This window comes from Methyloceanibacter sp., from assembly GCF_058506495.1.
This window is the reverse complement of sequence record NZ_JBZMXT010000025.1, coordinates 1-23,098: the sequence shown is the minus strand read 5'-3', so window position 1 is coordinate 23,098 and position 23,098 is coordinate 1. Positions and strand designations below refer to the sequence as shown.

Annotated in this window: 18 protein-coding genes; 8 read left to right on the top strand and 10 right to left on the bottom strand. The window is 59.7% G+C overall.

The window, feature by feature from the left end; all coding sequences use genetic code 11:
- Nucleotides 1–17: 17 nt before the first annotated feature.
- Together treS and AC33YF_RS06630 are read right to left on the bottom strand one after the other, a co-directional pair.
- Nucleotides 18–3,311 (bottom strand): maltose alpha-D-glucosyltransferase, encoded by a 3,294-nt coding sequence (treS, locus tag AC33YF_RS06635; RefSeq protein ID WP_491776415.1) that lies wholly within the window; start codon nucleotides 3,309–3,311, stop codon nucleotides 18–20.
- Nucleotides 3,312–3,487: 176 nt separating this feature from the next.
- Entirely contained in the window at nucleotides 3,488–4,918 is a 1,431-nt protein-coding gene (locus tag AC33YF_RS06630) for an alpha,alpha-trehalose-phosphate synthase (UDP-forming) (RefSeq protein ID WP_491776414.1), read from the bottom strand.
- 320 nt (nucleotides 4,919–5,238) lie between these two features.
- On the opposite strand from AC33YF_RS06630, the gene otsB reads away from it, so the two are divergent.
- From otsB to AC33YF_RS06615, 3 genes are all read left to right on the top strand, one after another.
- Complete coding sequence (gene otsB / locus AC33YF_RS06625) at nucleotides 5,239–5,976, top strand: trehalose-phosphatase (RefSeq protein WP_491776413.1); 738 nt, start codon at nucleotides 5,239–5,241, stop codon at nucleotides 5,974–5,976.
- A 118-nt stretch (nucleotides 5,977–6,094) separates the two neighbouring features.
- Nucleotides 6,095–7,507, top strand: a complete 1,413-nt coding sequence (locus AC33YF_RS06620) for a hypothetical protein (RefSeq protein WP_491776412.1) — start codon at nucleotides 6,095–6,097, stop codon at nucleotides 7,505–7,507.
- Between the two features lie 284 nt (nucleotides 7,508–7,791).
- A complete protein-coding gene (locus AC33YF_RS06615; RefSeq protein WP_491776411.1) occupies nucleotides 7,792–8,355 on the top strand; it encodes a hypothetical protein in 564 nt (187 codons plus the stop codon).
- Here the strand turns inward: AC33YF_RS06615 and AC33YF_RS06610 are convergent.
- Entirely contained in the window at nucleotides 8,342–9,253 is a 912-nt protein-coding gene (locus AC33YF_RS06610) for a metallophosphoesterase family protein (RefSeq protein ID WP_491776410.1), read from the bottom strand. The two genes, AC33YF_RS06615 and AC33YF_RS06610, sit on opposite strands and share 14 nt — an antisense overlap.
- A gap of 171 nt (nucleotides 9,254–9,424) precedes the next feature.
- On the opposite strand from AC33YF_RS06610, the gene AC33YF_RS06605 reads away from it, so the two are divergent.
- Nucleotides 9,425–9,919 carry an NUDIX domain-containing protein gene (locus AC33YF_RS06605; protein WP_491776409.1) on the top strand — a complete coding sequence of 165 codons (495 nt, stop codon included), beginning with the start codon at nucleotides 9,425–9,427 and terminating at the stop codon, nucleotides 9,917–9,919.
- Between the two features lie 26 nt (nucleotides 9,920–9,945).
- Here AC33YF_RS06605 and wrbA read toward each other — a convergent pair whose 3' ends face one another.
- Nucleotides 9,946–10,563, bottom strand: coding sequence for an NAD(P)H:quinone oxidoreductase (wrbA, locus tag AC33YF_RS06600; protein WP_491776408.1), 618 nt, complete (start codon nucleotides 10,561–10,563; stop codon nucleotides 9,946–9,948).
- A gap of 358 nt (nucleotides 10,564–10,921) precedes the next feature.
- Between wrbA and AC33YF_RS06595 the strand changes: the two genes are divergently transcribed.
- Nucleotides 10,922–11,443, top strand: a complete 522-nt coding sequence (locus AC33YF_RS06595) for a GNAT family N-acetyltransferase (RefSeq protein ID WP_491776407.1) — start codon at nucleotides 10,922–10,924, stop codon at nucleotides 11,441–11,443.
- Here the strand turns inward: AC33YF_RS06595 and AC33YF_RS06590 are convergent.
- The 4 genes from AC33YF_RS06590 to AC33YF_RS06575 are packed head-to-tail and all read right to left on the bottom strand — an operon-like array spanning nucleotide 11,440 to nucleotide 18,357.
- Entirely contained in the window at nucleotides 11,440–13,536 is a 2,097-nt protein-coding gene (locus AC33YF_RS06590; RefSeq protein ID WP_491776406.1) for a hypothetical protein, read from the bottom strand. The two genes, AC33YF_RS06595 and AC33YF_RS06590, sit on opposite strands and share 4 nt — an antisense overlap.
- A 3-nt stretch (nucleotides 13,537–13,539) precedes the next feature.
- Entirely contained in the window at nucleotides 13,540–16,404 is a 2,865-nt protein-coding gene (locus AC33YF_RS06585; RefSeq protein WP_491776405.1) for a DUF4159 domain-containing protein, read from the bottom strand.
- Nucleotides 16,401–17,354: a DUF58 domain-containing protein gene (locus AC33YF_RS06580; RefSeq protein WP_491776404.1), complete on the bottom strand. Its 954-nt coding sequence runs from the start codon at nucleotides 17,352–17,354 to the stop codon at nucleotides 16,401–16,403. Before AC33YF_RS06580 ends, AC33YF_RS06585 begins: the two co-directional genes overlap by 4 nt.
- Before the next feature lie 7 nt (nucleotides 17,355–17,361).
- A complete protein-coding gene (locus tag AC33YF_RS06575; RefSeq protein WP_491776403.1) occupies nucleotides 17,362–18,357 on the bottom strand; it encodes an AAA family ATPase in 996 nt (331 codons plus the stop codon).
- A gap of 179 nt (nucleotides 18,358–18,536) precedes the next feature.
- Between AC33YF_RS06575 and AC33YF_RS06570 the strand changes: the two genes are divergently transcribed.
- The 3 genes from AC33YF_RS06570 to AC33YF_RS06560 all read left to right on the top strand — a co-directional run bounded on the left by AC33YF_RS06570 (nucleotide 18,537) and on the right by AC33YF_RS06560 (nucleotide 20,759).
- The gene (locus AC33YF_RS06570; RefSeq protein ID WP_491776402.1) at nucleotides 18,537–19,070 is read left to right on the top strand and encodes a DUF1285 domain-containing protein; all 534 of its coding nucleotides are present in this window, start codon (nucleotides 18,537–18,539) and stop codon (nucleotides 19,068–19,070) included.
- 120 nt (nucleotides 19,071–19,190) lie between these two features.
- The gene (locus AC33YF_RS06565; protein ID WP_491776401.1) at nucleotides 19,191–19,451 is read left to right on the top strand and encodes a DUF6111 family protein; all 261 of its coding nucleotides are present in this window, start codon (nucleotides 19,191–19,193) and stop codon (nucleotides 19,449–19,451) included.
- A gap of 30 nt (nucleotides 19,452–19,481) precedes the next feature.
- Nucleotides 19,482–20,759 carry a CCA tRNA nucleotidyltransferase gene (locus tag AC33YF_RS06560; RefSeq protein ID WP_491776400.1) on the top strand — a complete coding sequence of 426 codons (1,278 nt, stop codon included), beginning with the start codon at nucleotides 19,482–19,484 and terminating at the stop codon, nucleotides 20,757–20,759.
- A gap of 80 nt (nucleotides 20,760–20,839) precedes the next feature.
- Here AC33YF_RS06560 and groL read toward each other — a convergent pair whose 3' ends face one another.
- Nucleotides 20,840–22,495, bottom strand: a complete 1,656-nt coding sequence (gene groL / locus AC33YF_RS06555; RefSeq protein ID WP_491776399.1) for a chaperonin GroEL — start codon at nucleotides 22,493–22,495, stop codon at nucleotides 20,840–20,842.
- Nucleotides 22,496–22,596: 101 nt separating this feature from the next.
- A complete protein-coding gene (gene groES / locus AC33YF_RS06550) occupies nucleotides 22,597–22,914 on the bottom strand; it encodes a co-chaperone GroES (RefSeq protein ID WP_491776398.1) in 318 nt (105 codons plus the stop codon).
- Nucleotides 22,915–23,098: the final 184 nt, after the last annotated feature.

Here is a 23,098-nt window from a genome sequence, read left to right as displayed (position 1 = left end):
GATGGTCGGAGAGGAAATCAAGCTCCGTCACCGTCTATTGTCGTGTCGAGAGGTGCGACAAGCTCGAGTGCGGCGCGCAGCGGTGTGGCGAGGTAGACCGGCCGGTTCGAACCTTCGTAAAGAATCTCTTCGAACAGCTTGTCCGCAAGGAAGAGTGGCAAGAGCTCGCCACCGGCAAGATGCGAGCCTCCGGTAGAATCATCCCGCGCCATCCCGTAAGCCCGCAGAAAACGCCGCTCGGCCAGAGACCGCCAGTTCATACCGCGCGCTTCAATTTCCTCGAGCTGCGTTGCACCCCGCTGCCGCTGGCGGTCCATCGCCGTACGCGCCGCGTAATCGAAGGATCGCAGCATCGTAGCAATATCGCGCGATGCTGGCGCTTTTTGCCGCCGCTCCTCAACTGGCCGGTCGGGCTCTCCCTCAAAGTCGATGATGTAAACGTCGTTTGCCGAGACGAGAACTTTTGCGAGGTGGTAGTCGTTGTGGAGCCGAAGCTTGTTACCGCGCGCGATTGCCGGAACCAGCGTTTCGATGCGCCGGACCATGGCTTCGCGCAATGCGAGTAGTTTCTCCGCGAGCTGAAGCGTTTCTTGGTCTGTTGTGTCTGGAAGAGCCTCCAAAGACTCGAAGGCCGCATTGGCATGCGCGACGGCTCGCTTGAGCCAGTTATCAAGATCCGCTGCTGTAACGGGCTCGGGAGCGAATGCGGCGTCTTCGGCGTCGGCGGCGGCCAGCGCGCGGTGTAGCTCACCTGTGCGTCGGCCAATGGTCTCGATCAGTGTGAGTGAATAGGGGAGACCGCGATCCTCGGCGTTGCCCACGAGTGTCTCGTCCTCCAATTCACGGTCGAGCGCGTCGACGACAACGGACCAACCATCGCCCTGGTTGCGGACATATTCAAACGCCACGGCAAGCGCCGTGGGCGTGCCCGAATCGTTAACAAGCTCAAGGCTCCCTAAGAGTGCCGGGCTGTTGGCGAAGCCAGAGCGCGCGAGGAAGTGGCCCATCTCGATTCCGGGATCTACGCCGGAACGCAAGCGCCTGGCCATCTTCAGAACAACCTCATCGCCAAGTGTACGGACCGTGTGTGCGTGTTCACCCGTCGCCACGCGCCGTACTTCGAGCGGTTCCGACATATCCAGTCCACGGAGCTTTTCCGTAGCGCCAAAGCGAAACGATCCGCCAATGGCCGGAAGGGTCGTGTGGTTTCGCATCGCGAGGAGAAGCGCTCGCGGGAACCTGTCGCCGTGCGCAGCATCGAAGACGATTCCAGATTTCGAGCCTCGGCGGACCTTTCCGACGACGTAGGGCAAAAGCGGGCTGTCGTGTCGGAGACTTTCGTCGCCCCACGCGAGCTCGAGAGGAATGAGGTAGCGTTGCGTGCCTCCGTCTTGCAAGGCTACGTTACCCAAGAGGAGGAGAAAACTCTCACGTCCCTCTTGGGGTATTTCTCCCATGCGCTCAGGCGTCACATGGGTGATCCGCGCGTCTTTCGGACCGAACCAACGTTGCCGCGCGATGTAGGTGGGCAGTATCTCCCGAACAACGCGGTCGATCCGCGCTGAGTCGCGCCTCTGACTTTCGACCACCATCCACCCGGCACCGAGAATGAATGTCTCGAGCTCAGGCAAAGACTCTGGCTCTTGCTCGGGAAGTGAGGGCAGTTGAGCCGGGTCGGCGAGCATGAACCAGTAGAAGCCGTAGGCAGGCAGGGTCAACAAGTAAGGTAGAGTTCCTATCGGCGGAAAAGCCGACGCGCCGGTCAACTCAACCGGGACTTTGCCGCGTTGGCTCGAAAGATCCAACTCCACGGCTTGCGCTGAACGCGAGAGATTAAAAACGCAGAGGATGACTTGGCCGTCATGCTCCCGCAGATAGGCGAGCAATTTTCGGTTCCCAGGGCGCAGAAATGCCATATCACCATTGCCGAAGGCCGTATGGGTTTGGCGCACCGCGATCATACGCTTCGTCCAGTTGAACAAGGAACTCGCGTGCGTTTGCTGCGCCTCAACGTTCACGGTCTCGTAGCCGTAGATCGGGTCCATGATCGGCGGCAAGTAGAGACGCTGCGGATCGGCGCGCGAGAAGCCGCCATTGCGGTCCGCGGACCACTGCATCGGTGTGCGGACGCCGTCGCGATCGCCAAGATAGAAATTGTCGCCCATGCCCAGCTCGTCCCCATAGTAGAGCACCGGCGTTCCAGGCATCGACAGGAGTAGCCCCGTGAGCAGTTCGATTTTGCGACGGTCGTTGTCGAGGAGGGGAGCGAGCCGCCTTCGAATGCCGAGATTGAGGCGGGCACGTTCGTCCGTCGCATACGTCTCCCACAGATAGTCGCGCTCAGAGTCGGTGACCATCTCAAGTGTCAGCTCGTCGTGATTGCGCAGGAAGATGGCCCACTGGCAATCTTCCGGGATTGGCGGCGTCTGACTGATGATATCGGTGATTGGATAGCGGTCCTCACGCGCGAGACTCATGAAGATGCGTGGCATCAGAGGGAAGTGAAATGCCATATGGCATTCGTCACCATCGCCAAAATAGGGACGGGTGTCCTCGGGCCATTGATTGGCCTCGGCCAGCAGCATTCGGTCCGGATAACGCTCGTCGATCTCCGCTCGAAACCGTTTCAGAATCTCATGCGTCTCGGGGAGGTTTTCGTTGTTGGTTCCGTCGCGCTCGATGAGATACGGAACCGCATCGAGCCGCAGACCGTCGACGCCCATGTCGAGCCAAAAGCGGAGGACGCGCAGAATGTCAGAGAGCACCCGCGGGTTATCGTAGTTTAGGTCTGGCTGGTGCGAGTAGAATCGATGCCAGAAGTAGGCCTTCGCCACGGGGTCCCATGTCCAGTTGGAAGTCTCAGTATCGAGGAAGATGATCCGCGTACCGGGAAATTTCTGATCGGTGTCGCTCCAAACGTAATAGTCGCGCCAAACAGAGCCAGGCTTGGCCTTCCGCGCCCGCTGAAACCAAGGATGCTGATCCGACGTGTGGTTAACCACGAGCTCCGTGATCACGCGTATGCCGCGATCGTGGGCAGCAGCCACGAATTGGCGAAAATCGCGCATCGTGCCGTAGGTCGGGTTGATCGAGGTGTAGTCGGCGATGTCGTAACCATCGTCGCGCAGGGGCGAGGGATAGAACGGCAGCAACCAAACGGCGGTGACGCCAAGGTCTTGAAGGTAATCGAGTTTTTTGACCAGGCCCGCAAAGTCGCCAATGCCGTCATTGTTGGCGTCAAAGAATGCCTTGATGTGCAGTTCGTAGATGACGGCGTTTTTGTACCAGTGCCGGTCGTTGCGATCGATCATGAGGCGTTGGCGATGTCGTGGGGTTTAGCGACTAAGAATATCGAAGCGGACCCTGATAGGTCATCATGCCGGTCAAAGTAAGAGGGTTCAGCGGCTGGTACTAGAGCCAATTATACCGCAGCGCGCCTCTTGTTTACCCCACCCTGAAGGCGACGACACGGCTCCGGGCATAGATTTCAGGCGGCGCCGGCCTCTTTCGGGAAGAGGTTGACCGGGTTTGTGTCCGACTCGGCGAAGGACTGGATGAAGCTGTCGCGCCAGTTGAACAAGTCATAGGTTTCGATGCGCTGCCATAGCCGGTTATGGCGCGCCCAGCGCTCCTGGCGTGGCATGGTCAGGGCGCGATCAAGCGCGCGCGCCGTCTCTTGAATATCGTGCGGGTTGATAAGAAGCGCCTCGCGGAGCTGCTCTGCCGCGCCAGCGAAACGCGACAATACCAGCACACCCGGATCGTGCGCCGCTTGAGCGGCAATATACTCCTTCGCAACGAGGTTCATGCCATCGCGCAAGGGCGTAACGAGGCCAACGTGGCTACGCCGGAACAGCCGGACCAGAATATTCTGCGCCACTCCGCGATGCATGTAGATGACCGGCTGCCAGCTGAGGTCGCCAAAGCGGCCATTGATACGGCCAACGAGCCGCTCGACGTTCTCGCGGATTTCCTGGTAGACGGGCAGACCTTCGCGGGTCGGTGGCGCAATCTGCACTAGCCGAACCTTGCCGCGGTGCTCAGGATACTGTTCGAGCAAAACCTCGAAGGCCCGAAGGCGCTCGGGCAGCCCTTTCGTGTAGTCGAGACGGTCAACACCGATGATCGTCTTCATGTCGGCGCCCGCGTCTGGAAGTAGCCGGCCTTGGGCGTCTTCTTCCTCGGCGAGCTGTTTGAAATGTTGGACATCGATTCCCACGGGAAAGACGGATGCGAGTGTCGTCGCTCCTTGAGCGGTTACGCGATCTCCCTGCAGCGGTTCTCCATCGAGTGAGGCGGCAACGTAGCGCCGGAAGTTGTCGCGGTCCCAGGTGGTCTGGAAGCCGACGACATCATTGACCATGAGCGCGTTGCCGAGCCGCTTCTGGCCGGGTATCGCGGCGAAGATCTCCGGCGAGGGAAAAGGTGTATGCAGAAAGAAACCGATACGGGCTTCGCAGCCACGGGCTCGCAACTCTTCCGCCAATGGGATGAGGTGATAGTCGTTGATCCAGATGATGTCGTCCGGCGTGACCAGCGGCATCAGCGCCTCCGCGAAGCGGGCGTTCACTTGGAAATAGATCTCGCTCTGTTCTTCGTTCGATTGGGCGAGATCGAGCCGGTAGTGGAGAGCAGGCCACAGGCAACGATTGGCGTAGCCGAAATAGTAGCCCTCCGCTTCTTTGTCTGTGAGGTCGATCGTAGCGACGGTCAGCCCGGATATATGCTCGATGTTCGGCGGTACGGTGCGGGCATCATCGCGCGTGTCACCGCTCCAGCCAAACCAGAGTCCCTTGGACGCCTTGAGCGCGTCCCCAAGGGCAACGGCGAGCCCGCCAGTTTGGAACTTGGCATTGAAGTCCGCGACCCTGTTGGAAACAACGACAAGGCGGCGATTGTTTTTCGTTGTCTCAGGCATCAGGTCCAAAGTTCATACTTGCCGACACGGGGCACCATCGAAAACGAGAATCTGGCCGAATCACTCATTGATTGACTTGCGTCTGTCATATCTCGAGTGGATGACGTGGCTATGTCCCCAAAGTTGCACAATCGGTCGGGCACCACGCACTGCCGGTCCATTCTCGCTGCTAGACGGGCATGATCATAAACGGAAATCGTTACCATGAGTTCGGAACATCCTGAAAAATTTCGCCTCTTCGAATTGCGAGCGCGCTCTTTCCGGAGTTAGCGCTGGCTCGCCTGCCTACGTAGAGTTCAAGATCGTGCTAATGGAAAGCAATGACTAGAGATTTGCCGGATATTCCACCCGCGAGTGCCTTTTTCTTTGATTTTGACGGCACGTTGGCCGAGATCGCTTCACGCCCGGACTTGGTTTCTGTCGAGCAAGAGGTCCGAGACGTGTTGCAAGCGCTTGCGCTGAAGTACGATGGCGCGGTTGCCATCGTGACCGGCCGTCCATTGGAAGCGGTTGACGGATTCATGGCGCCGATCCGACTGGCAACGGCAGCAGAACACGGCTCGATACGACGCGATTCAATGGGCGTTGTGCATTTCGACGAGGGAAATGCCGAGGCAGTCGCGGCGGCCCATGCGACGCTGGGGCCCTTTGTTGCGGCGCATCCTGGTCTGCTGCTGGAGCGAAAGCGGTCGTCTATCGCGCTTCACTACCGACAGCGGCCGGAGCTTGCCAAATCGTGCGAGGAAGAGGTTCAGGAGGTCGTCGCCAAGAACCCTGGTCTCGTCATTTTGCCGGGGAAGATGGTCTTCGAGTTGAAGCCCAAAGGCGTCGACAAGGGAGAGGCCGTACGTTCCTTTCTCAGTGAAGCCCCGTTTAAGGATCGCACGCCTATCTTTGTTGGTGACGACGTTACGGACGAGCACGCCTTCGAGGTGGTCAATTCACTTGGGGGCCTATCTGTGAAAATCGACGATGGCAATACGCTTGCCCATTTTCGGACTGACCGTAAGGGTTTGATAGCTTGGCTCTTTCAGCTTGTTGCTCGCGATCAGAAGTAACGCTCAGCGAGCTAACTTACTTCGAGCGGTCTCGAACCTTATATATAGTGGGTTGGAAGGATGCGGCAGCAACGCCTTCACTCAGCTTCTTGCGGCCACAGGAGAGGTGTCTCAGCACATGCTTGACGATGGACAGCGCGGCACGAACCTCGTGGACTCGTACGATGACGACGTGCACGACATTGACGATGCGCCCGTAGGCATCCCTGCAAAGGAAGAGTCCTGGCTGTCGCGTGCTACGCGACGCCGTTCGACCACTGCGAACGATTCAGACACGGCTGCCGAGCGACCCCCGATCAAGCAAAAGGTCGTAAAGCCAAGTGCGCTCGGTATGCTGCTTAAGCCTATCGGCACAGCGATCGGACTTATCTTGATTGCCTATGCAGTGCTGACGTTAGGGACGACGTTCTATCGTAGCTATGAGCGCCACCTCGACCATACAGCTGCCGTACATCCTGATCAGAGCATCTTCGATATATTCCGGCCGGCCAAGACGCTGCCGCCCGACGCGGTGGATTTAGTCGTCAGAGATGTTGACGGCAAACTACACAAGCTCGTCGTGGGGCAGTCGGAGGCAGACAAGTTCGTCAACGACACAATCTTAAAGCTCGATGAGGAACGTGCACGGATCAAGCGGACGGCTCATGAGGATTTGGAACGGAGTTTCGAACTTGCATTCCAAGACAGCGACCAATCAATTGAGGCCTACGCCGACTGGTTTTTCGAGTGGAAGCGCTCGTACATCGTACTGAAGGAGACGGTCTCTTCCGCGGTAACTCGATTTTTTGAGACCGGAAGGTACGAGTCGCTGGGTGAAGCGATTCAAGCCGATGTCGAGGAGTACTTCCTCCGGAACTACACAGACCAGGTTTTGAAGCCCGAATTGCGCGATCAGACAATTACCAAAGGCGTAGAACAGGCGGTGAGGCGTGCTCACGACAGCTATCGGCGTGTGATTGTGAACACCGATATGCGTCTGCAACTCTTTCTGGCGAAGCACACGAACAACATGGAAGATATACCCGCGACCACCTCGATGACGAATGTGAAGCTCGACTGGGATGCGCAGAAGTGGAAGGCGCCGACCTATCTCATGGAAGACCGGGCTTATGACGGGGTAGTGGGTGTTGGTGCTGCAGCTGCGGGCGGCACGATTGGTGCTCTGACACTCGGCCGCGCAATCAATGCAATCGCGGCACGTAGCTTTGGTCAAATGTCGACGCGTCTTGCGACATCGCTTGCCACACGCGCAGGGCCCGCGTTGCAGGGCGCCGCTGTGGGGACGGTCGTCGAGCCGGTAGGAGGTCAAGTGATTGGCGCGGCTATCGGTGTGGCGATCGGCATCGCCATCGACTATTTCGTCAACGAGGCGAGCGAAGCGATCAATCGGGCTAGTTTCGTTGCGGCTAACGAAGAAGCGCTAGATGCTACCATTGCCACATGGCAGGTGGAGCTCGATAAGAATGTGGATGAAGCCATCGACAGATGGTTCGATGATGCGCGAGCGTCCGTTGTCCTTGCGAATAAGTAGGCGCACGACGGTAGCGCAAGCTTCTCCTATCGAATCGGCTCGTATGCTGCGATGCATGACATCTAGCTGGCTCACGGTGCAGCGGTTTCCCGTCGACACGTTTCCTTTGAATTGAGGGAATATTCGCTTGGCGACCCGTTGCTGCCGAGAATGGTGAACCTCTGCGGTTTGCACCAGATGCCGAGCGAGGTAAGAATCGAGCCAAGCGGTCGCCGCCTTGAAGGAACTAGGGGCAACAAACCGAAAATTCGGAGCGACGGACGCAGTATAAGGACCCTTCAGAGATGGACCGTAGCGCCAAAGTACTCAAACACCCGGCCGCCAGCCGATCTTTGCGAGAGGCTATTCGGAGAGCTAGGCTTGAGGAGGCCGAACGGCTTGACGAGGCAGCTGACCACCGTGACGGAGAGTTTGCCCGTCTCGAGTTGCTGAAGTCGGAGCTTGAAGCCGTGTTCGCCGACATCCCAACGAACGACGATCGGTTCAATTTGGCGCTGGTGCCGACCCGTCCCGCTCGCCTTTGGATCGACCTATTTACTTACGTGACGGTCGATGAGGGGACAAACGTCTATCTGTTTATGCGCAATAGTGAAGACGGGCGCCGCACTCTGTTCCGCACGACAAACGTCGCTGAGATGGCCGATCGAATCGCGGACTACGTCGCCAGGCAGATTGTGCAGCGCGAGCGTATTGAGGTGGCAGCAGGACGAACGAACATCGCACATCGAGACGCGTCGGCGGACTCGAAGCCGACGTTCAATGCGCGTGTGGTAATCCTGAGCTTTATCATCGGACTGCTCACAGGCGCTGTGGGGCTCTTTGCTGCCGTTTGGCTCAGCGCGTCCTAAGAACGTGCGTTTCGCAATCTCGGATCTGGCCACTGCTTGAGAACGCGCGGCCCGTCATTTCGACGCTCCAACCGCTCCCGACGCGGTCGATGGCATATTCGTTGTAGCGTGCGGCAGGTATGCGCCCATCGACGGCTTCAGATGCGGAGGGAACACCAACGATGACGGCAGGGCCGCTGACCGTTTCGCATTCCAGAACGGTCTGTTCGTGATTGTGCCCATGCAGGACAAGCTCCGCGCCATATCTTGTGAGAATGTCCCTGAGCGCCGGTGCATCCCGCAAAGCACGTCGCCAGCTTGTTTGCCCCGGTAGAGGTGGGTGGTGGATGAGAACAATGCGGAAGAGCTCTTCCTTCTTGAGCCGGTCGAGCGCTTGGGACAGTTCGCTGCGTTGCTCTGCACCCAACCGTCCTGCGGCGACGAATGGAGCGGTCGGAACAGCGGATGACAGTCCGATAAGTGCAATCTCGCCGAAGCGACGCACGTAAGGGAAGTTCCCTGCAGGCTGCGCATAAAGTAATTGCCCCTCCTGGTTCGCTTCCATGTAGGGACGCCAATGGGCTACTGCCTTGTCGCTCGAAAGGTGCACGTAGGCATCATGATTGCCTGGAACAACTGAGACGATGTCTGGTTGTCCCAGGTCGTTCAACCACTCAGCCGTCGGTGGAAACTCTTGCGGCAGCCCCAGATTTGTCAGATCGCCAGTCACCGCAATGTGGTCCGGGTTGCGTGCCGTGAGGTCGCGCGTCAGCTTGTCCAGCACGTCCCGCCGGTGCACGTACTTTCTCCCGTGGTGCCAATTCACATAGCCCAGCAGCCGTTTGGACAACAGCTGGTGACCGTGCACCTTGGGCAAGGGGCCGAGATGAATGTCCGATAGATGCGCGAGCGTGAACACGTTCTGTGCCTCATAGAAACGTCTGCGGATGGGGTAGTGCAAAAGAGCGAAGCCGCCAAGGGGCCTTGCGTCACGTCGGAGTAGTTGGGTGCGCTAGGCGTCTCGACAAGCGGTGTATTGTAGCGCCATTGTGCGGCTCGGGGCCTGCACTATGACTTTGGAGACTTTGGCTTGAGCGAGAAGTATGGAGCAAGAAAGGAACGTTCATCCTCGCACGTGAATGTACCGTTCCGGCCTATTGCGCGTTTGCGTCGAGGTATGACGCTTGGGGCCCAGGGCGTTGTGATCGACGAGGCGGGGCGGGTCCTTCTCGTCCAACATTCTTATCGGCCGGGCTGGTTCTTCCCTGGCGGTGGTGTCGAGTGGGGAGAGACCATGGAAGAGGCCCTTGTGCGAGAGCTCTACGAGGAGGTCGGGGTCAGCTTGACTGGGCCGCCGAAACTCCATGGCATGTTCTCCAACAACGCAATCTTTCCTGGCGATCACATCGCGCTCTATCTGGTGAGAGATTGGCTGCGAAACGGTGACTACCGGCAGAAGGAAGAGATTGCGGAGACCGGTATGTTTGCAGTCGGCTCTCTTCCCGAGCAGTTGGATCAGGGGACACGCCGGCGTCTTGCGGAAATAGTTGAAGGCATCCCGATCACGTCCCAGTGGTCAGGCTAGAGTGCCGGCTTCCGCGCATGAGATCGTTATTCGTCTCCCGTCACCAGTTTCTTAGTGATTTTTGCTACGTGATGGCCCTGGAAACTCGCGAGATTTAATTCCTTCTGCGAGGGTGTGCGGGATCCGTCTGGCGCAGAGATTGTGCCAGCGCCATATGGCGATCCACCGCGCACTTCGCTGACGTCCGGGAGATCAGGCGCGGAGTAGGGAAGTCCTACGACCACCATCCCGTGGTGGATCAATGTGTGGTGCACGGACACAATGGTCGTCTCATTTCCGCCCCCAGTTGAGGTCGAGGTGAACGCGCTGCCAACCTTCCCGATCAAAGCGCCCGCGGCCCATAGTGGCCCGGTCTGGTCGAGGAAGTAGCGCATCTGCGAGGACATGTTGCCGAAGCGTGTGGGCGTTCCGAGGATTATGCCGTCGTAATCGGCAAGCTCTGCGGGATCAGCAATAGGGGCTGGCTGTTCAATCTTCATGCCCGCCGCCGCCATCACATCGTCCGGCATGAGCTCAGGCACCCGTTTGACGGTTACCCGGATATCCTCGACCGCGCGAACGCCATGGGCCATTGCGTAGGCCAAAGTTTCCGTGTGGCCATAAGATGAGTGATAGAGAACGAGCAGCTGTGCCTTGTCTGCCATTAGTAACCCCGCTGAACCTCCGGGACGCGCTCTGGTCCCAGGGAATTGCTAGATGCGAACCCTTGCAATTCCAACAATATAACTTGATGCGCTAACACATAGTGGACTTGCATTGCTTCGTAAATGTCCCCGGGTCTGTTGGGTGCTGGACCTGTTGTGCTTGTCCATGATAAGGGCAGCTCCCGTGAACTGGACGACCACCATAGCGAAGTCACTCCTGCGACGACGAGCGAGCGTCCGCTTGTTGCGGATTGCTTGACCCTTGCCGCCGCCTCGTCAAACCCAAAGAAGTCAGTAGGTCATGTTCGGCGCCCGGTAGGGGAAATCCCCTTCACATCTGTTCTGTGGTGCCATTGCTATGACGACCTTCGAAATTCGCCCCGAGACTAGAACCGATATTCCCGCGCTTAACGCTCTCTCCGCAGCTGCATTTGGTCCAGGACGCTTCGCGCGCAGCGCCTATCGCGTGCGGGAAGGTATTGCTCCCGTGGCCAACCTTTGCCTGACAGCATGGGAGGGGGCTCAGATAGCGGGAGGCGTTCGCTTCACGGCGATCCGCGTTGGCGACCGAAAAGGAGGTCTGTTGTTGGGCCCGCTCGTGGTAGATCCGGCTCTTGTCGGCAAAGGATGCGGTAAGGCGCTTATCGAGAGCGGGCTGGATCGTTCGCAGAAAGCAGGCTTTGGCTTCGTGCTGCTCGTCGGGGACATGTCCTACTATCGTCGCTTTGGGTTCAAAGCGTGTGCCAACGGCGCGATCGCTCTACCGGGGCCGGTAGATCCAGAACGCATCTTGGGCGTAGAGCTATCCGAAGGAGCGTTGCAGGGGGCGACGGGACTCGTAAGCGCCTATGCCGCTTCGGTTCGAGAGCCTGTCTACTAGCGACCTTCGCGATACCAAGCGGCGGCCAGCAGGCTGAGGAGAAGCGCCAGCGCTAGGAAGCCCGTGAACAGCGGGAACAACCGCACTCCTTTGACGTGGTAGGCATCGCGTTTGTGGAGGCCCATCCAATCGGAGCCGTGCATGACGTGGCCACTGCGGATCATGGCTAGACGCGGAAGGGATGCTCCTTCTCCTTCCTCGCGGCCCATCCAGAACGCGCCGCCGCCTGTGCCTTCCAAGGCCGGCGTCAGGGGTTCAGTGGAAGCCGTCACAGCCGCGAATTCGCGTGTGTTGGCCTTTCCAACTGTCGCGAGACTGGCGAGTTCTCCCGACGCCACCCGATAGACGCCGTGGTCATCAACCGGCAACACCTTGCGCCATAGGCCTCTCTCGCCTCTGTCGAGACTCACCGTAATCTCTTCGCCAGCCGGCGTCGTCACGACGACGGGATCGATCTCGTCCTCGATGGAACGCCGCTCAATTATGACGCTCTGGCCTTTGGCAGAAGCCCGGAGCGTCTCTTGCTCAAGCTCCGGCTCCTTCATGAGCCAGTGCGCAAGGCGCCGCAGAAGATCTGAATAGGGTCCACCGCCGTCATAGCCTCGCGCCCAGAGCCAGGCCTGGTCGGAGAGCAATACACCGACGCGGCCCTTACCACGCTCGCCGATTACGAGAAGTGGGCGGTCGTCGGCACCCGTCATCAACACTTCAGCATCGCGTGGTGATACGTCGACCACCCGGAACCAACGGCCCCAGGTAGGATCAGTGCCGTCGTCGCCGCCACCACGGGCACCGGCGAGATCTCCGGTCACGGGGTGCTTGGTTCCGAGTTCGGAGAGAGAAGGCCGGTAGGGCTTCTCCACGACGCGTCCTGACGGTGCCGCGGGCAGTATCGATCCCAACGGCGTGCGGTATAGGCTCAACGGCGATGCGTAGTCGTCCCCGGAGGACACAAGCACCGCCCCGCCGCGCTCAACGTAGCGCGAGACGTTTTCGAGATAGAGCAGGGGCAGTACACCGCGCCGCTGATATCGATCGAAGATAATGAGATCGAACTGATCGAGCTTTTCCTGAAAGAGCTCGCGCGTCGGGAAAGCAATCAGGGAGAGCTGGTTGATCGGCGTCCCATCCTGCTTTTCGGGCGGCCGAAGAATCGTGAAATGTACAAGGTCAACGGACGCATCCGACTTCAACATGTTGCGCCAAGTCCGTTCGCCCGCATGAGGCTCGCCGGAAACGAGCAGAACACGCAAGTTTTCGCGGACGCCCTCAATAGGGATCAGGGTGCGGTTGTTGATCTCCGTTAACTCTCCAGGGGCGCCATCGACCTCGATCTCCACGATGTTGGGGCCCGCATGATCGATCTCGACCGGGATCTCGACGGTATCGCCGATACGCACGATTTCCTTTTCCGGCTGCTTGCCCTGCTGAGTGATGGTCAGCGTAGTGTTGTCTTCGTCGCGGGGCTTGGACTCGCTGACCTTGACTTCTATTCTCTGCGTGCTGCCGACGATGCCAAAACGCGGCGCTGCGACTATTTCGAGGCGGCGATCGAACTCGTCATCTTTGCCGGTAAGGAGCGCATGCACAGGAGCATCAAAGCCCAAAGCGTTGACGTTCTCAGGCACGTCATGCACTTGGCCGTCGGTAATCATGATGACGCCAGCCAAGCGGTCTGGCGGAACGTCCGCGAGGGCCTGCCCTAAGTCGGTAAACAGCATGGTCCCGTCTTGGTCGCTGTCTTCTGAGGAAGAGCCAGAGCGCACAATGCGCGTCTCGAGTTTTGGGACACCCTTCAGCTGCTCTTCGAGTTCCTTGCGGATTTCGGCCGTACGCGTTGTGCGGCCAGCCAGCGATTGGCTCTGACTGTCGTCGACAACTACCGTGACGATGTCGTTGAGCGGTTCGCGATCCTCTCTTTTGAGATGCGGGTTGGCGAGTGCCATCAACAGCGCGGCGAACGTCAAAAGGCGTAGTAATGCCCCGCGCTGGGCGCGCCAGAACAACAGCCCTAGCAGCACAGCGCCGATCCCGGCAATGATCCAGAGGGCTGCCCAAGGCACGAACGGTATGAAGGTGATGGACCAGTTCATTGTCTACTGTCCCAACCTTTCGAGGAGCGCTGGCACGTGGACCTGATCCGCCTTGTAGTTGCCAGTGAGCGCATACATCACCAAGTTGACACCCGCCCGAAACGACATCTCTCGCTGCAACTCACCGCCGGGCACCACCGGGTACAGAGGACGGTTGGATTCGTCGAGAGCCCAGGCGCTAGCGAAATCATTGGAGGTGACGATGACCGAGCTAACGCCGTCCGTACGCCGCGCCCGCGCGTTGCGCTCTGCTTCGTTGCCGGGCTCTGCCTCAACCCAGAGCGAACCGCCGTCCCATCTGCCGGGGAAACTGTTCATCAGATAAAAAGACCGGGTGAGAACATGTCCGCCTGGCACAGGCTCCAAAGCCGGCAGGTCGAGCCGGCCGATCAGGCGGTTGAGAGCCTTGCCTTGGCTGCCGCCATACGCCACGCGCTCTTGGTCTCGCGTGTCGAAGACGATCATACCGCCTTGCTTCATGTAGGCATCGATCTTGGCGAGCGTCTCGTCCGACAATGGTTCGGCGTCCTCGCGCACCGGCCAATAGAGGACCGGGAAGAAAGACAGATCGTCTGTCTCGATGTTGACGCCCATTGGAGCGCCCGGCTCAAGCGCTGTGCGTGCCCCCAGAACTTTGCTGAGCCCTGACAGGCCGTCCTCGCTGGTGCGGTCAATACGGCCGTCGCCGGTTACCACGTAGGCAAGACGTGTTTTCAGCGTCGCGTTCAGAGCGAATTCTTCGGCGGCCGCGTCTGACTTTGTGGTCGCCTCTTGGGTATTAGACTCTTGAGCGTTTGCGCCGAGAGGGGAAGCGGTAGCCGCGAGCAGCGCAACAAGGGCGATTGCGGCTGGCGCTCGCGCCGACCTTCGGAAGCCGAGGCCGCTGCTCAAAGCGAGTACCGCTAGAATATCTAGCGCGAACAGAGTGAGCGCGGCCAGATAAAGCCAGGGCTCCAGTGCGAACGGTTTCTTCAATGTGTAGAAGCTGACCGTGCTCGCGCCGCCAATATCGGGAAGCGGTACGAGGGTTGTCTCAGTCTTCACGATGTTCAGTGCACGTGCTTGGCCAGACGGGCCGTAATAGCCCGGAGGATGCTCCGGTCCCGCAGCTGTCTTGACGAACTGATCCGGTGAAATAGGCGCAACGCTCAGAGGCGGCGGGATGAGCTGGCCGAAGCCATCGAGCGTTTGAACGGGAGCAAGTGCTGTCGTCGTCGCGCTACGTAGCGGTGTCGCGGTATTTTCCGGAGTTCCGCCGCCGCTATCCGAAGCGGCAATGACTTGGCTCGGTCCTAGGGTCATTGTTTGACGCAGCATCTGTACGAACAGACCCGAGAGCGGCAGGTTGGACCAATCGGAATTTGCGGTGACGTGGAATAGTGCCACCCAGCCATCGCCGTAACGCTTCCCTGTGACAAGAGGAGTGCCGTCAGTGAGCGTCGCCCAGATTTCGGCGTCCATCGCCACGGCCGGATCGGCGAGGACCTGCCGGTTTACGCGGACATCCTCCGGCACATCGAGCCCGTTGAACGGGCTTTTTTCTTCAAACGGCGAAAGCGGCTGGGGCGTGCCCCAAGACAGCGCACCCCCGAGAGATCGGCCGCCACGGCGCAGAACCACGGGCAAGAGTTCGTCACCGCCCTGCTCAAGCCGAGGACCAGCGAAGCGAATCAGTACGCCCCCGTTGTCGAGCCATACTTCCAACTCTTCTTGAGTTGCCGGCGTGAGCCTGCCGATATCAGCCAGTACGATGGTCGATACACGCTGCTTTTCGATCAGATCATTGATGGCTGTGGCTGCGTTGCCCTCGGTTGGCGTAATCACGTCAGCATAGGGCGACAATGCGCGTTCCACATAATAAAGAGGTGAGAGGAGGGGTTGCGCTTCCTCGCGAGACTCACCCGAGACAATTCCAACCCGATGCCATTGAGATCGCGCGTCCAGGAGGTGCACAGCGCCTGCGGAGCGTTGTCCCTTGATCCGAAGGCGCGCGACCTGATTGCGTATTTCCAGCGGCAACTCGAAGGGAGCTATCGCTTCAGTCTCTCCGGGTTTTATCGCGAACGGCGCTTCTCCGAGCGGTTCGCCGCGTGCAGTCAAGGCACGGATCGTTCCTGAATGGGGCCCTTTTGTTCCACTGATGATCCGTCCTGCTAGAACGCCGCCCTCAGCGCGGGCGTGTCCGATACCCAGCGGCGTTTCCAGCGGCCCCGGCTTCAGCACCGTCAGGCCGCCACCTTCGGCTAGCCTTTCAAGAACTTCGGAGAAAGCTTCGGCATGGCCGTAGTCGAGCCCGTCACTCAGCCAAATTACGCTGTAACCGGCGCCGTCCGTCAGCGCTTCTTGCAGCGTTGCGGCCACTTCTTGCCGGCTTGGAGCATAGGGCTGGGGCACGAGTCCCGCGATACGTTCACGGACGACTTCCGCCGGCAGTGGCTCGTCGATGTCGTCAGCGGACGCTGTCGGCACGATCAGCACGTCGCGACCGCTTCGATCGGCGCGGTCGATCGCTGCCTCGATGGCTTCGCGCCGGGCGCTCCAGTGGGCCGCAGAGGCCCAGCCATTGTCGACGACGAGCAGCATCGTTCCATCACCGGTGAAGCGCCCCTCGTCGGGGTTAATGACCGGTCGCGCCAAAGCCAGGATCAACAAGGCGGCCAGCAGCATTCGCATAAGAGTGAGCCACCATGGGCTCCGGGCAGGCGTCTCCTCGGTCGGCTTTAGCTCCTGGAGCAGGCGTGTCGGCGGAAACTCGACTACCTTTGGGCTTGGCGGTGTGAAGCGCAGCAGCCACCAAATGGCGGGCAGTGCCGCGAGCGCCAGCAGGATCCAGGGCTGCATGAAGCCGATGGGACCAAGCGTCATCATGAGCCGGCACCTCGTTCGACTTCCGCCGCCTCAGCCGGGCGACGAGCCGCACGATAGCGGTAATCCCGATCTTGGCCAGAGAGTTGGCCATGGATCGCGAGCAAGACTTCCTCGGCGGGCCGATCTGTATGGTGCAGCACGAACGACCAACCCAGCTGCCGCGCAGTCTCCTGAAGATCGAGGCGATGGCGTTCAATACGCCTCTGGTACTTCTCCCGAAGATCCTCTGCACGACCCACGATCATCGTCGCGCCGCCTTCGGATGCCTCGAACTCGGTACGCCCCTCGTATGGCAACGTCTCCTCAGCAGGATCGAGAATCTGAACCAAGTGACCGCGAACGCCCTGACTTGCGATTTGGTGGAAGCGCTCGACGAGTTCGTCGATGGGCTCAAGGAAATCAGAGAAGAGGACGCACTCCGAAAACCGGTTCAAGCGTGCACCGGGGGGAAAACTATCGTCCGATGTCTCAGTGAGGAGGACCTCAGCCACCTTGCGGCTCGCATAGCGGCCCGATGATGGGCTCCGTCCCATAAGACCGATGCGCTCTCCCGCACGGGCCAGTAGTTCGGTCAAACCCAGAGCTAAGACGACTGCACGACTCTCCTTGGACGTTTCGGAGAGAAACGAACGGAATCGCATCGACGGGGATAGATCGAGCCACAGCCAAACTGTGTGCGCGGCCTCCCACTCGCGTTCGCGCACGAACAGCCGATCAGAACTCGCTGACCTCCGCCAGTCGATCGCCGACACGGAGTCGTTGGTGTCGAAATGTCGGAACTGCCAAAAGGTTTCGCCTGGACCTGGGCGACGTCGTCCGTGCGTGCCGTGCGTTACCGTGTGGGCGACACGACGCGCCTCGACGAGCAGCGAAGGCATGCGCGCCGCAAGCCCGTGGGCTTCGGCTTCTTCCGCTATGAACGGTTGAAGCGCTGCGCGTGCGTTTGCCAAGGCCGACCTACTTAAGCGGCTCGATAAGCCGAGCCATCATGTCGCTCATTTCGATTCCCTCAGCACGGGCGGCGAAGGTCAGCGACATACGGTGCTTCAAGACAGGCTCAGCGAGGTCGATCACATCGTCAACCGATGGCGCAAGACGGCCTTCCATCATGGCCTTCGCGCGGACGGCAAGCATCAAGGCTTGGCTCGCGCGCGGGCCGGGGCCCCAAGCGATCATCTCGTCGAGCGTTTGGTCAATGCCCGTTCCCGGGCGAGCCGACCGAACGAGCTGCAGAATCGCATCCACGACCTGGTCGCCCACAGGCAATTGCCGCACCAGGCGTTGGGCGCCCATAAGTTCTTCTGCCGTCAGAATTGTCTTGAGCTTGCGCTGCTCTGTTCCTGTAGTGGCGAAAAGCATCTGCCGCTCTGCATCCGCATCCGGGTAGGAGACGTCGATCTGCAGTAAGAAGCGGTCGAGTTGCGCTTCCGGCAGCGGGTAGGTGCCTTCCTGCTCCAAGGGGTTCTGAGTTGCCAGCACATGAAACGGCAGCGGTACGTCGTGCCGGACACCGGCCATGGTGACGTGATGCTCTTGCATGGCTTGCAGCAGAGCGGACTGCGTCTTGGGGCTCGCGCGGTTGATCTCGTCCGCCATCAGGAGCTGGGTAAAGATCGGCCCCTTCACGAAGCGGAAATTGCGCTTGCCAGCGGAGTCCTCTTCCAAGACCTCGGATCCGACAATATCGGACGGCATCAAGTCGGGCGTAAACTGGATGCGCTTGTTCTCCAGACCGAGCACCGCACCAAGGGTCTCAACAAGACTTGTCTTGGCAAGCCCCGGCACACCTATGAGCAGCGCATGGCCGCCTGAAAGCAGCGTCACCAGCGCCAAGTCGATGACCCGCTCCTGACCGAAGATGACGGTCGAGGTTGCCGCGCGTACGTCTTGGATTTTGCTCCCGATTTCATCGAGGCGGTCGACAAGCTGTGGCTCGGATTCAAGTGTGGTCATGACTGTCTTATCTTTGGTTCCGTTGAGCTCAATTCAAAAAGTGGCGGAAGAATAGGCCTAAAGTCGTATGAAAGCAGAACACTACTGCCAGCAATCGGATCACAATTCTTTGTTCCAGTGGCGTAAGTTGTTCGTCGTGAACAGAAGGTCCTTTTCGGCGAAATACAACAATGCCTGAAATGAATAAGACGCGACTCGTAGCATCTGGCAGTGGAGGCGGCAAACGACCGGAGCCTTCATTGCCAAAGCTTAATGTTTGCGGGGATATCGGGCTGAAAATCGCGCGCGATGGCACCTGGTTCTACGAGGGTTCGCCGATTGGACGTAAGGCACTAGTGAAGCTCTTTTCAACCGTGCTGCGGCGCGAGGACGACGGGTTCTACCTGGTCACGCCTGTGGAGAAAGTGCCGATAGAGGTCGAGGCCGAGCCGTTTATCGCCGTCTCGATGACGAGAGAAGGAACGGGCCCGGATCAGCTTCTCACCTTCACCACGAATGTCGATGATGTGGTTCCAGCCGGTCCGGACCACGCGATCGGCTTTCGCTCCGAACCTAACGGCGGGAAGGCGCCTTACATTGAGGTCCGCGACGGACTGACCGCGCGGCTCGCGCGTCCTGTTTATTACGAGCTGGCCGATATGACCGTCGAAACCGAGGCAGGGCCGGGCGTATGGAGCAGCGGCGAGTTTTTTTCGTTTCCGATGGAAGAGTAAGACGCCCGCACGTAGCATGAGGAAAGTGCGCTCGCAAAGCGCACAGCACACCGTTAAGCTCTCGCTCGAACTTCATGTAAAAAGCCATCAAAAACAAAACTGGGGAGGCTGCCGGACTCGATGTTGCGGATCGTCCTAATCAACATCCTGTTGTTTCTGCTACCCTTCCTCATCTATGCCGCTTATGTGGTTTGGGTGAAGGGGGTTGCGCCCAACCGCGCCATGGCCGGCGCTCCATTCCTTTGGCTTATCCTCGCTGGCTTGCTTGCGTTATTCATCGGACTGCTCACATTGGTAGAATTCACCGGTGGAGACCGTGACGGCACCTATCAGCCGTCGGTTTTGGAAGACGGCGTCATAAAACCGGGCGGGATCGATTGACCTTTCGCCTCTTCTGCCCGACCAAGCGACATGCCCGAAGACGACACAGTTCAACACCCGACCCGGAGCCTCGCGCCGCCATCGCTCGCGGGGGCCCAATGGCTTGTGCGGCCGGAGACGAAGCGCGCGTTTGCGGCGCTCTCGGGTGACACTGGAGCGACGCGCGCCGTGGGAGGCGCCGTACGCGACGCATTGCTTGGGCTGCCTGTCTCAGATGTCGACCTGGCCACCACACTCGACCCCGAGAAGGTCATTGCCAGGGTTCGCGGGGCGGGGCTGAAGGCCATTCCCACGGGGCTGGACCACGGAACGGTGACGATTGTTGCCGATGGCACGTCATTCGAGGTGACGACGCTACGGCGCGATGAAGAGACCTTCGGGCGTAAGGCGACAGTTGCTTTTACGGACGACTGGGCCGAAGACGCAGCAAGGCGTGATTTCACCCTCAATGCGCTCTACGCAGGCGCTGACGGAACGCTGTTCGATCCCCTCGGGGGCTACCCTGATCTCGCGGCAGGACGCGTGCGCTTCATCGGCGATCCCGTGCAGCGCATAAACGAGGACTATTTGCGTATCCTTCGCTTCTTTCGCTTCAATGCATCCTACGGGCGGGGCGCCTTCGATGCTGACGGGCTGTCGGCCTGTGTGCGTCAACGGGCGGGCTTGCGCTTATTGTCGGCTGAGCGCGTAGCAGCGGAGTTGAAGCGTTTGCTGGTTGCACCGCGCGCCGCCGAGGCCGTTTCGATTCTCTTCACCCATGGGCTGCTGTGCGACATCCTCGGGAGCGTGCCGCGCTTGCCGTGCTTCGAGCGTCTCGTCAAGGTCGAAGGGGCGCTTGGCCGGGTGCCGAATGCAATCTTGCGTCTCGCAGCCCTTGCGGTGTTTATCCCCGAAGATGCCAAGCGTCTGGCGCAGCGATTCAGGCTTTCTAATGCGGAGCAGGCTTTGCTTGCCCTTGGTGGTGCACCCTTTGATAGGGCTCTGCCGGATGAGGCCGCGGCCCGGCGCAAGCTCTATCGCCTCGGCCGGGAGGCCTATGCCGCTCGCGTCCTACTTGCCTGGGCGATGAGCAATGCTCCCGCGGACGACGCGGACTGGCGGCGCGCCGCGACACTTGCAGACCATTGGGACCCGCCGGTGTTTCCTTTGCGCGGTCCGGACATCACGGCGCTTGGCAACTTTTCCGGACCCGAGATCGGCGACATGCTTCGCAAATTAGAAGGCCAATGGATCGAGGGCGGATTTGCCGAGGATCGTGATGGGTTGCTCGCCTTGGCCCAAGAGCTTGCCGCACGCGGCTCGGCCTGACACATAGGAAAAGTCGCGCCCGGAGGCGCGGCTTTCGTGTTTCTCAGTGCGTCGCGAGCGACACGCGGGGCAGGGCTGGCTTAGAAGCCCATACCGCCCATGCCGCCCATACCGCCCATGTCGCCACCAGGCATGGCAGGTGCGGCAGAGGCCTTCTTCGGGACCTCAGCCACCATCGCTTCGGTGGTGATCAGCAGGCCGGCTACCGACGCGGCATCCTGAAGGGCGGTGCGCACAACCTTCGCCGGGTCGATCACGCCTTCCTTCACGAGGTTGCCGTACTCGCCGGTCGCGGCGTTGTAGCCGTAATTGTACTCCTTCTTGTCGAGGATCTTGCCCACAACAACCGCACCGTCTTCGCCGGCATTCTCAGCGATCTGACGAAGCGGCGCCTGAAGGGCGCGGCGTACGATGTTGATGCCGACTTTCTGGTCGTCATTGGCCGCCCTGAGCGACTCAATCGCATCCAGAGCCCGCAGCAGCGCAACACCGCCACCCGGTACGATGCCTTCTTCGACGGCCGCGCGGGTGGCGTTGAGCGCGTCGTCGACGCGGTCCTTCTTCTCCTTCACCTCGACCTCGGTGGCGCCGCCAACCTTGATCACGGCAACACCGCCGGCGAGCTTCGCCAGGCGCTCTTGCAGCTTCTCGCGGTCGTAATCGGAGCTGGTGTCCTCGATCTGCTGACGGATCTGCGCGACGCGGGCCTCGATGTCCTTCTTCTTGCCAACGCCATCGACGATCGTCGTGTCGTCTTTGGTGATGACAACCTTCTTGGCCTGGCCAAGCATATCGAGCGTGACGTTCTCGAGCTTGATCCCCAGATCCTCGGACACGACCTGACCGCCGGTCAGTACAGCGAGGTCTTGCAGCATGGCCTTGCGGCGATCGCCGAAGCCAGGCGCCTTCACGGCCGCGACCTTCAAGCCGCCACGCAGCTTGTTGACCACAAGCGTCGCCAGCGCCTCACCCTCAACGTCTTCCGCAACGATCAGCAGCGGACGGCCGGACTGAACCACAGCCTCCAAAAGCGGAAGCATGGACTGAAGGTTCGAGAGCTTGGCCTCATTGATGAGAATGTAAGGGTTCTCCAAGTCGACGCGCATCTTGTCAGCGTCGGTAATGAAGTACGGCGAGAGGTAGCCGCGGTCGAACTGCATGCCTTCGACGACGTCTAGCTCGGTGTCGAGGCTCTTAGCTTCCTCGACCGTGATGACGCCGTCATTGCCGACCTTCTGCATGGCTTCAGCGATGAAGCGTCCAATCTCTGCATCGCCGTTGGCCGAAATGGTGCCGACCTGAGCGATTTCGTCGTTGGAAGTAACTCTCTTGGCTTTGTCCTGAAGGGCCTCTACGACCTTGCTGACGGCAAGATCAACGCCGCGCTTGAGGTCCATGGGGTTGGAACCCGCTGCAACGGACTTCGCGCCTTCCTTGACGATGGCCTGGGCGAGGACCGTGGCAGTTGTCGTGCCGTCGCCGGCCTCGTCGGCCGTCTTCGAAGCCACTTCGCGAACCATCTGGGCGCCCATGTTCTCGAACTTGTCCTCAAGCTCGATGTCCTTGGCCACCGTTACGCCGTCCTTGGTGATGCGCGGTGCGCCAAAGGATTTCTCGAGCACGACGTTGCGCCCCTTGGGCCCAAGCGTGACCCGGACCGCATGGGCCAGGATGTCGATGCCGCGGAGTAGCTTCTCGCGAGCTTCCTGGGAAAATTTCACATCTTTCGCAGACATGTTGTGTGTAACTCCTTCGAATCATGCCGCTGGTCACAGCCCGCAACGGAGCAGGTGCCAAGCGGCGAAAGTACTGGGAACTGGCGCAGTAGCGTCTCTCGCTAAGCTGCTTTCTTCTTCAATTCGCTCTTGCCTTCGAGTACACCGAGAATGTCGCTCTCTTTCATGATGAGAACGTCTTCACCATTGATGGTCACTTCGGTGCCGGACCATTTGCCAAACAGAACACGATCACCCGCTTGGACATCGAGCGGCTGGACCTGCCCTTTATCGTCGGCGACGCCAGGGCCGACGGCTATTACTTCACCCTGCTGTGGCTTTTCCTTAGCCGTGTCTGGGATAATGATGCCGCCAGCGGTCCGCTCGTCCTCATCGACCCGGCGCACGACCACGCGGTCATGCAATGGACGAAACTTCATCTTACTCTCTCCTCCAGAAAGATTGTCCGAAAAATTATCGTGAATAGAGGCTGTTACCCGAGAATCGGGAAGCCCCTGGTCGGTATGTAGAATGGACAATTGGCACTTTCAAGGTAGGAGTGCCAAAAAATTAGCACTCTCCCTCGGCTGCTGCCAAGGTGCTGATTTTGCTCAAAAAATCGCC

Bases quoted from the DNA above. Each gene is read 5' to 3' on its own strand.
- treS (WP_491776415.1), bottom strand. From the start codon at position 3,311: ATGATCGATCGCAACGACCGGCACTGGTACAAAAACGCCGTCATCTAC.
- AC33YF_RS06630 (WP_491776414.1), bottom strand. From the start codon at position 4,918: ATGCCTGAGACAACGAAAAACAATCGCCGCCTTGTCGTTGTTTCCAAC.
- otsB (WP_491776413.1), top strand. From the start codon at position 5,239: ATGACTAGAGATTTGCCGGATATTCCACCCGCGAGTGCCTTTTTCTTT.
- AC33YF_RS06620 (WP_491776412.1), top strand. From the start codon at position 6,095: ATGCTTGACGATGGACAGCGCGGCACGAACCTCGTGGACTCGTACGAT.
- AC33YF_RS06615 (WP_491776411.1), top strand. From the start codon at position 7,792: ATGGACCGTAGCGCCAAAGTACTCAAACACCCGGCCGCCAGCCGATCT.
- wrbA (WP_491776408.1), bottom strand. From the start codon at position 10,563: ATGGCAGACAAGGCACAGCTGCTCGTTCTCTATCACTCATCTTATGGC.
- AC33YF_RS06595 (WP_491776407.1), top strand. From the start codon at position 10,922: ATGACGACCTTCGAAATTCGCCCCGAGACTAGAACCGATATTCCCGCG.
- AC33YF_RS06590 (WP_491776406.1), bottom strand. From the start codon at position 13,536: ATGAACTGGTCCATCACCTTCATACCGTTCGTGCCTTGGGCAGCCCTC.
- AC33YF_RS06585 (WP_491776405.1), bottom strand. From the start codon at position 16,404: ATGATGACGCTTGGTCCCATCGGCTTCATGCAGCCCTGGATCCTGCTG.
- AC33YF_RS06575 (WP_491776403.1), bottom strand. From the start codon at position 18,357: ATGACCACACTTGAATCCGAGCCACAGCTTGTCGACCGCCTCGATGAA.
- AC33YF_RS06570 (WP_491776402.1), top strand. From the start codon at position 18,537: ATGAATAAGACGCGACTCGTAGCATCTGGCAGTGGAGGCGGCAAACGA.
- AC33YF_RS06565 (WP_491776401.1), top strand. From the start codon at position 19,191: ATGTTGCGGATCGTCCTAATCAACATCCTGTTGTTTCTGCTACCCTTC.
- AC33YF_RS06560 (WP_491776400.1), top strand. From the start codon at position 19,482: ATGCCCGAAGACGACACAGTTCAACACCCGACCCGGAGCCTCGCGCCG.
- groL (WP_491776399.1), bottom strand. From the start codon at position 22,495: ATGTCTGCGAAAGATGTGAAATTTTCCCAGGAAGCTCGCGAGAAGCTA.
- groES (WP_491776398.1), bottom strand. From the start codon at position 22,914: ATGAAGTTTCGTCCATTGCATGACCGCGTGGTCGTGCGCCGGGTCGAT.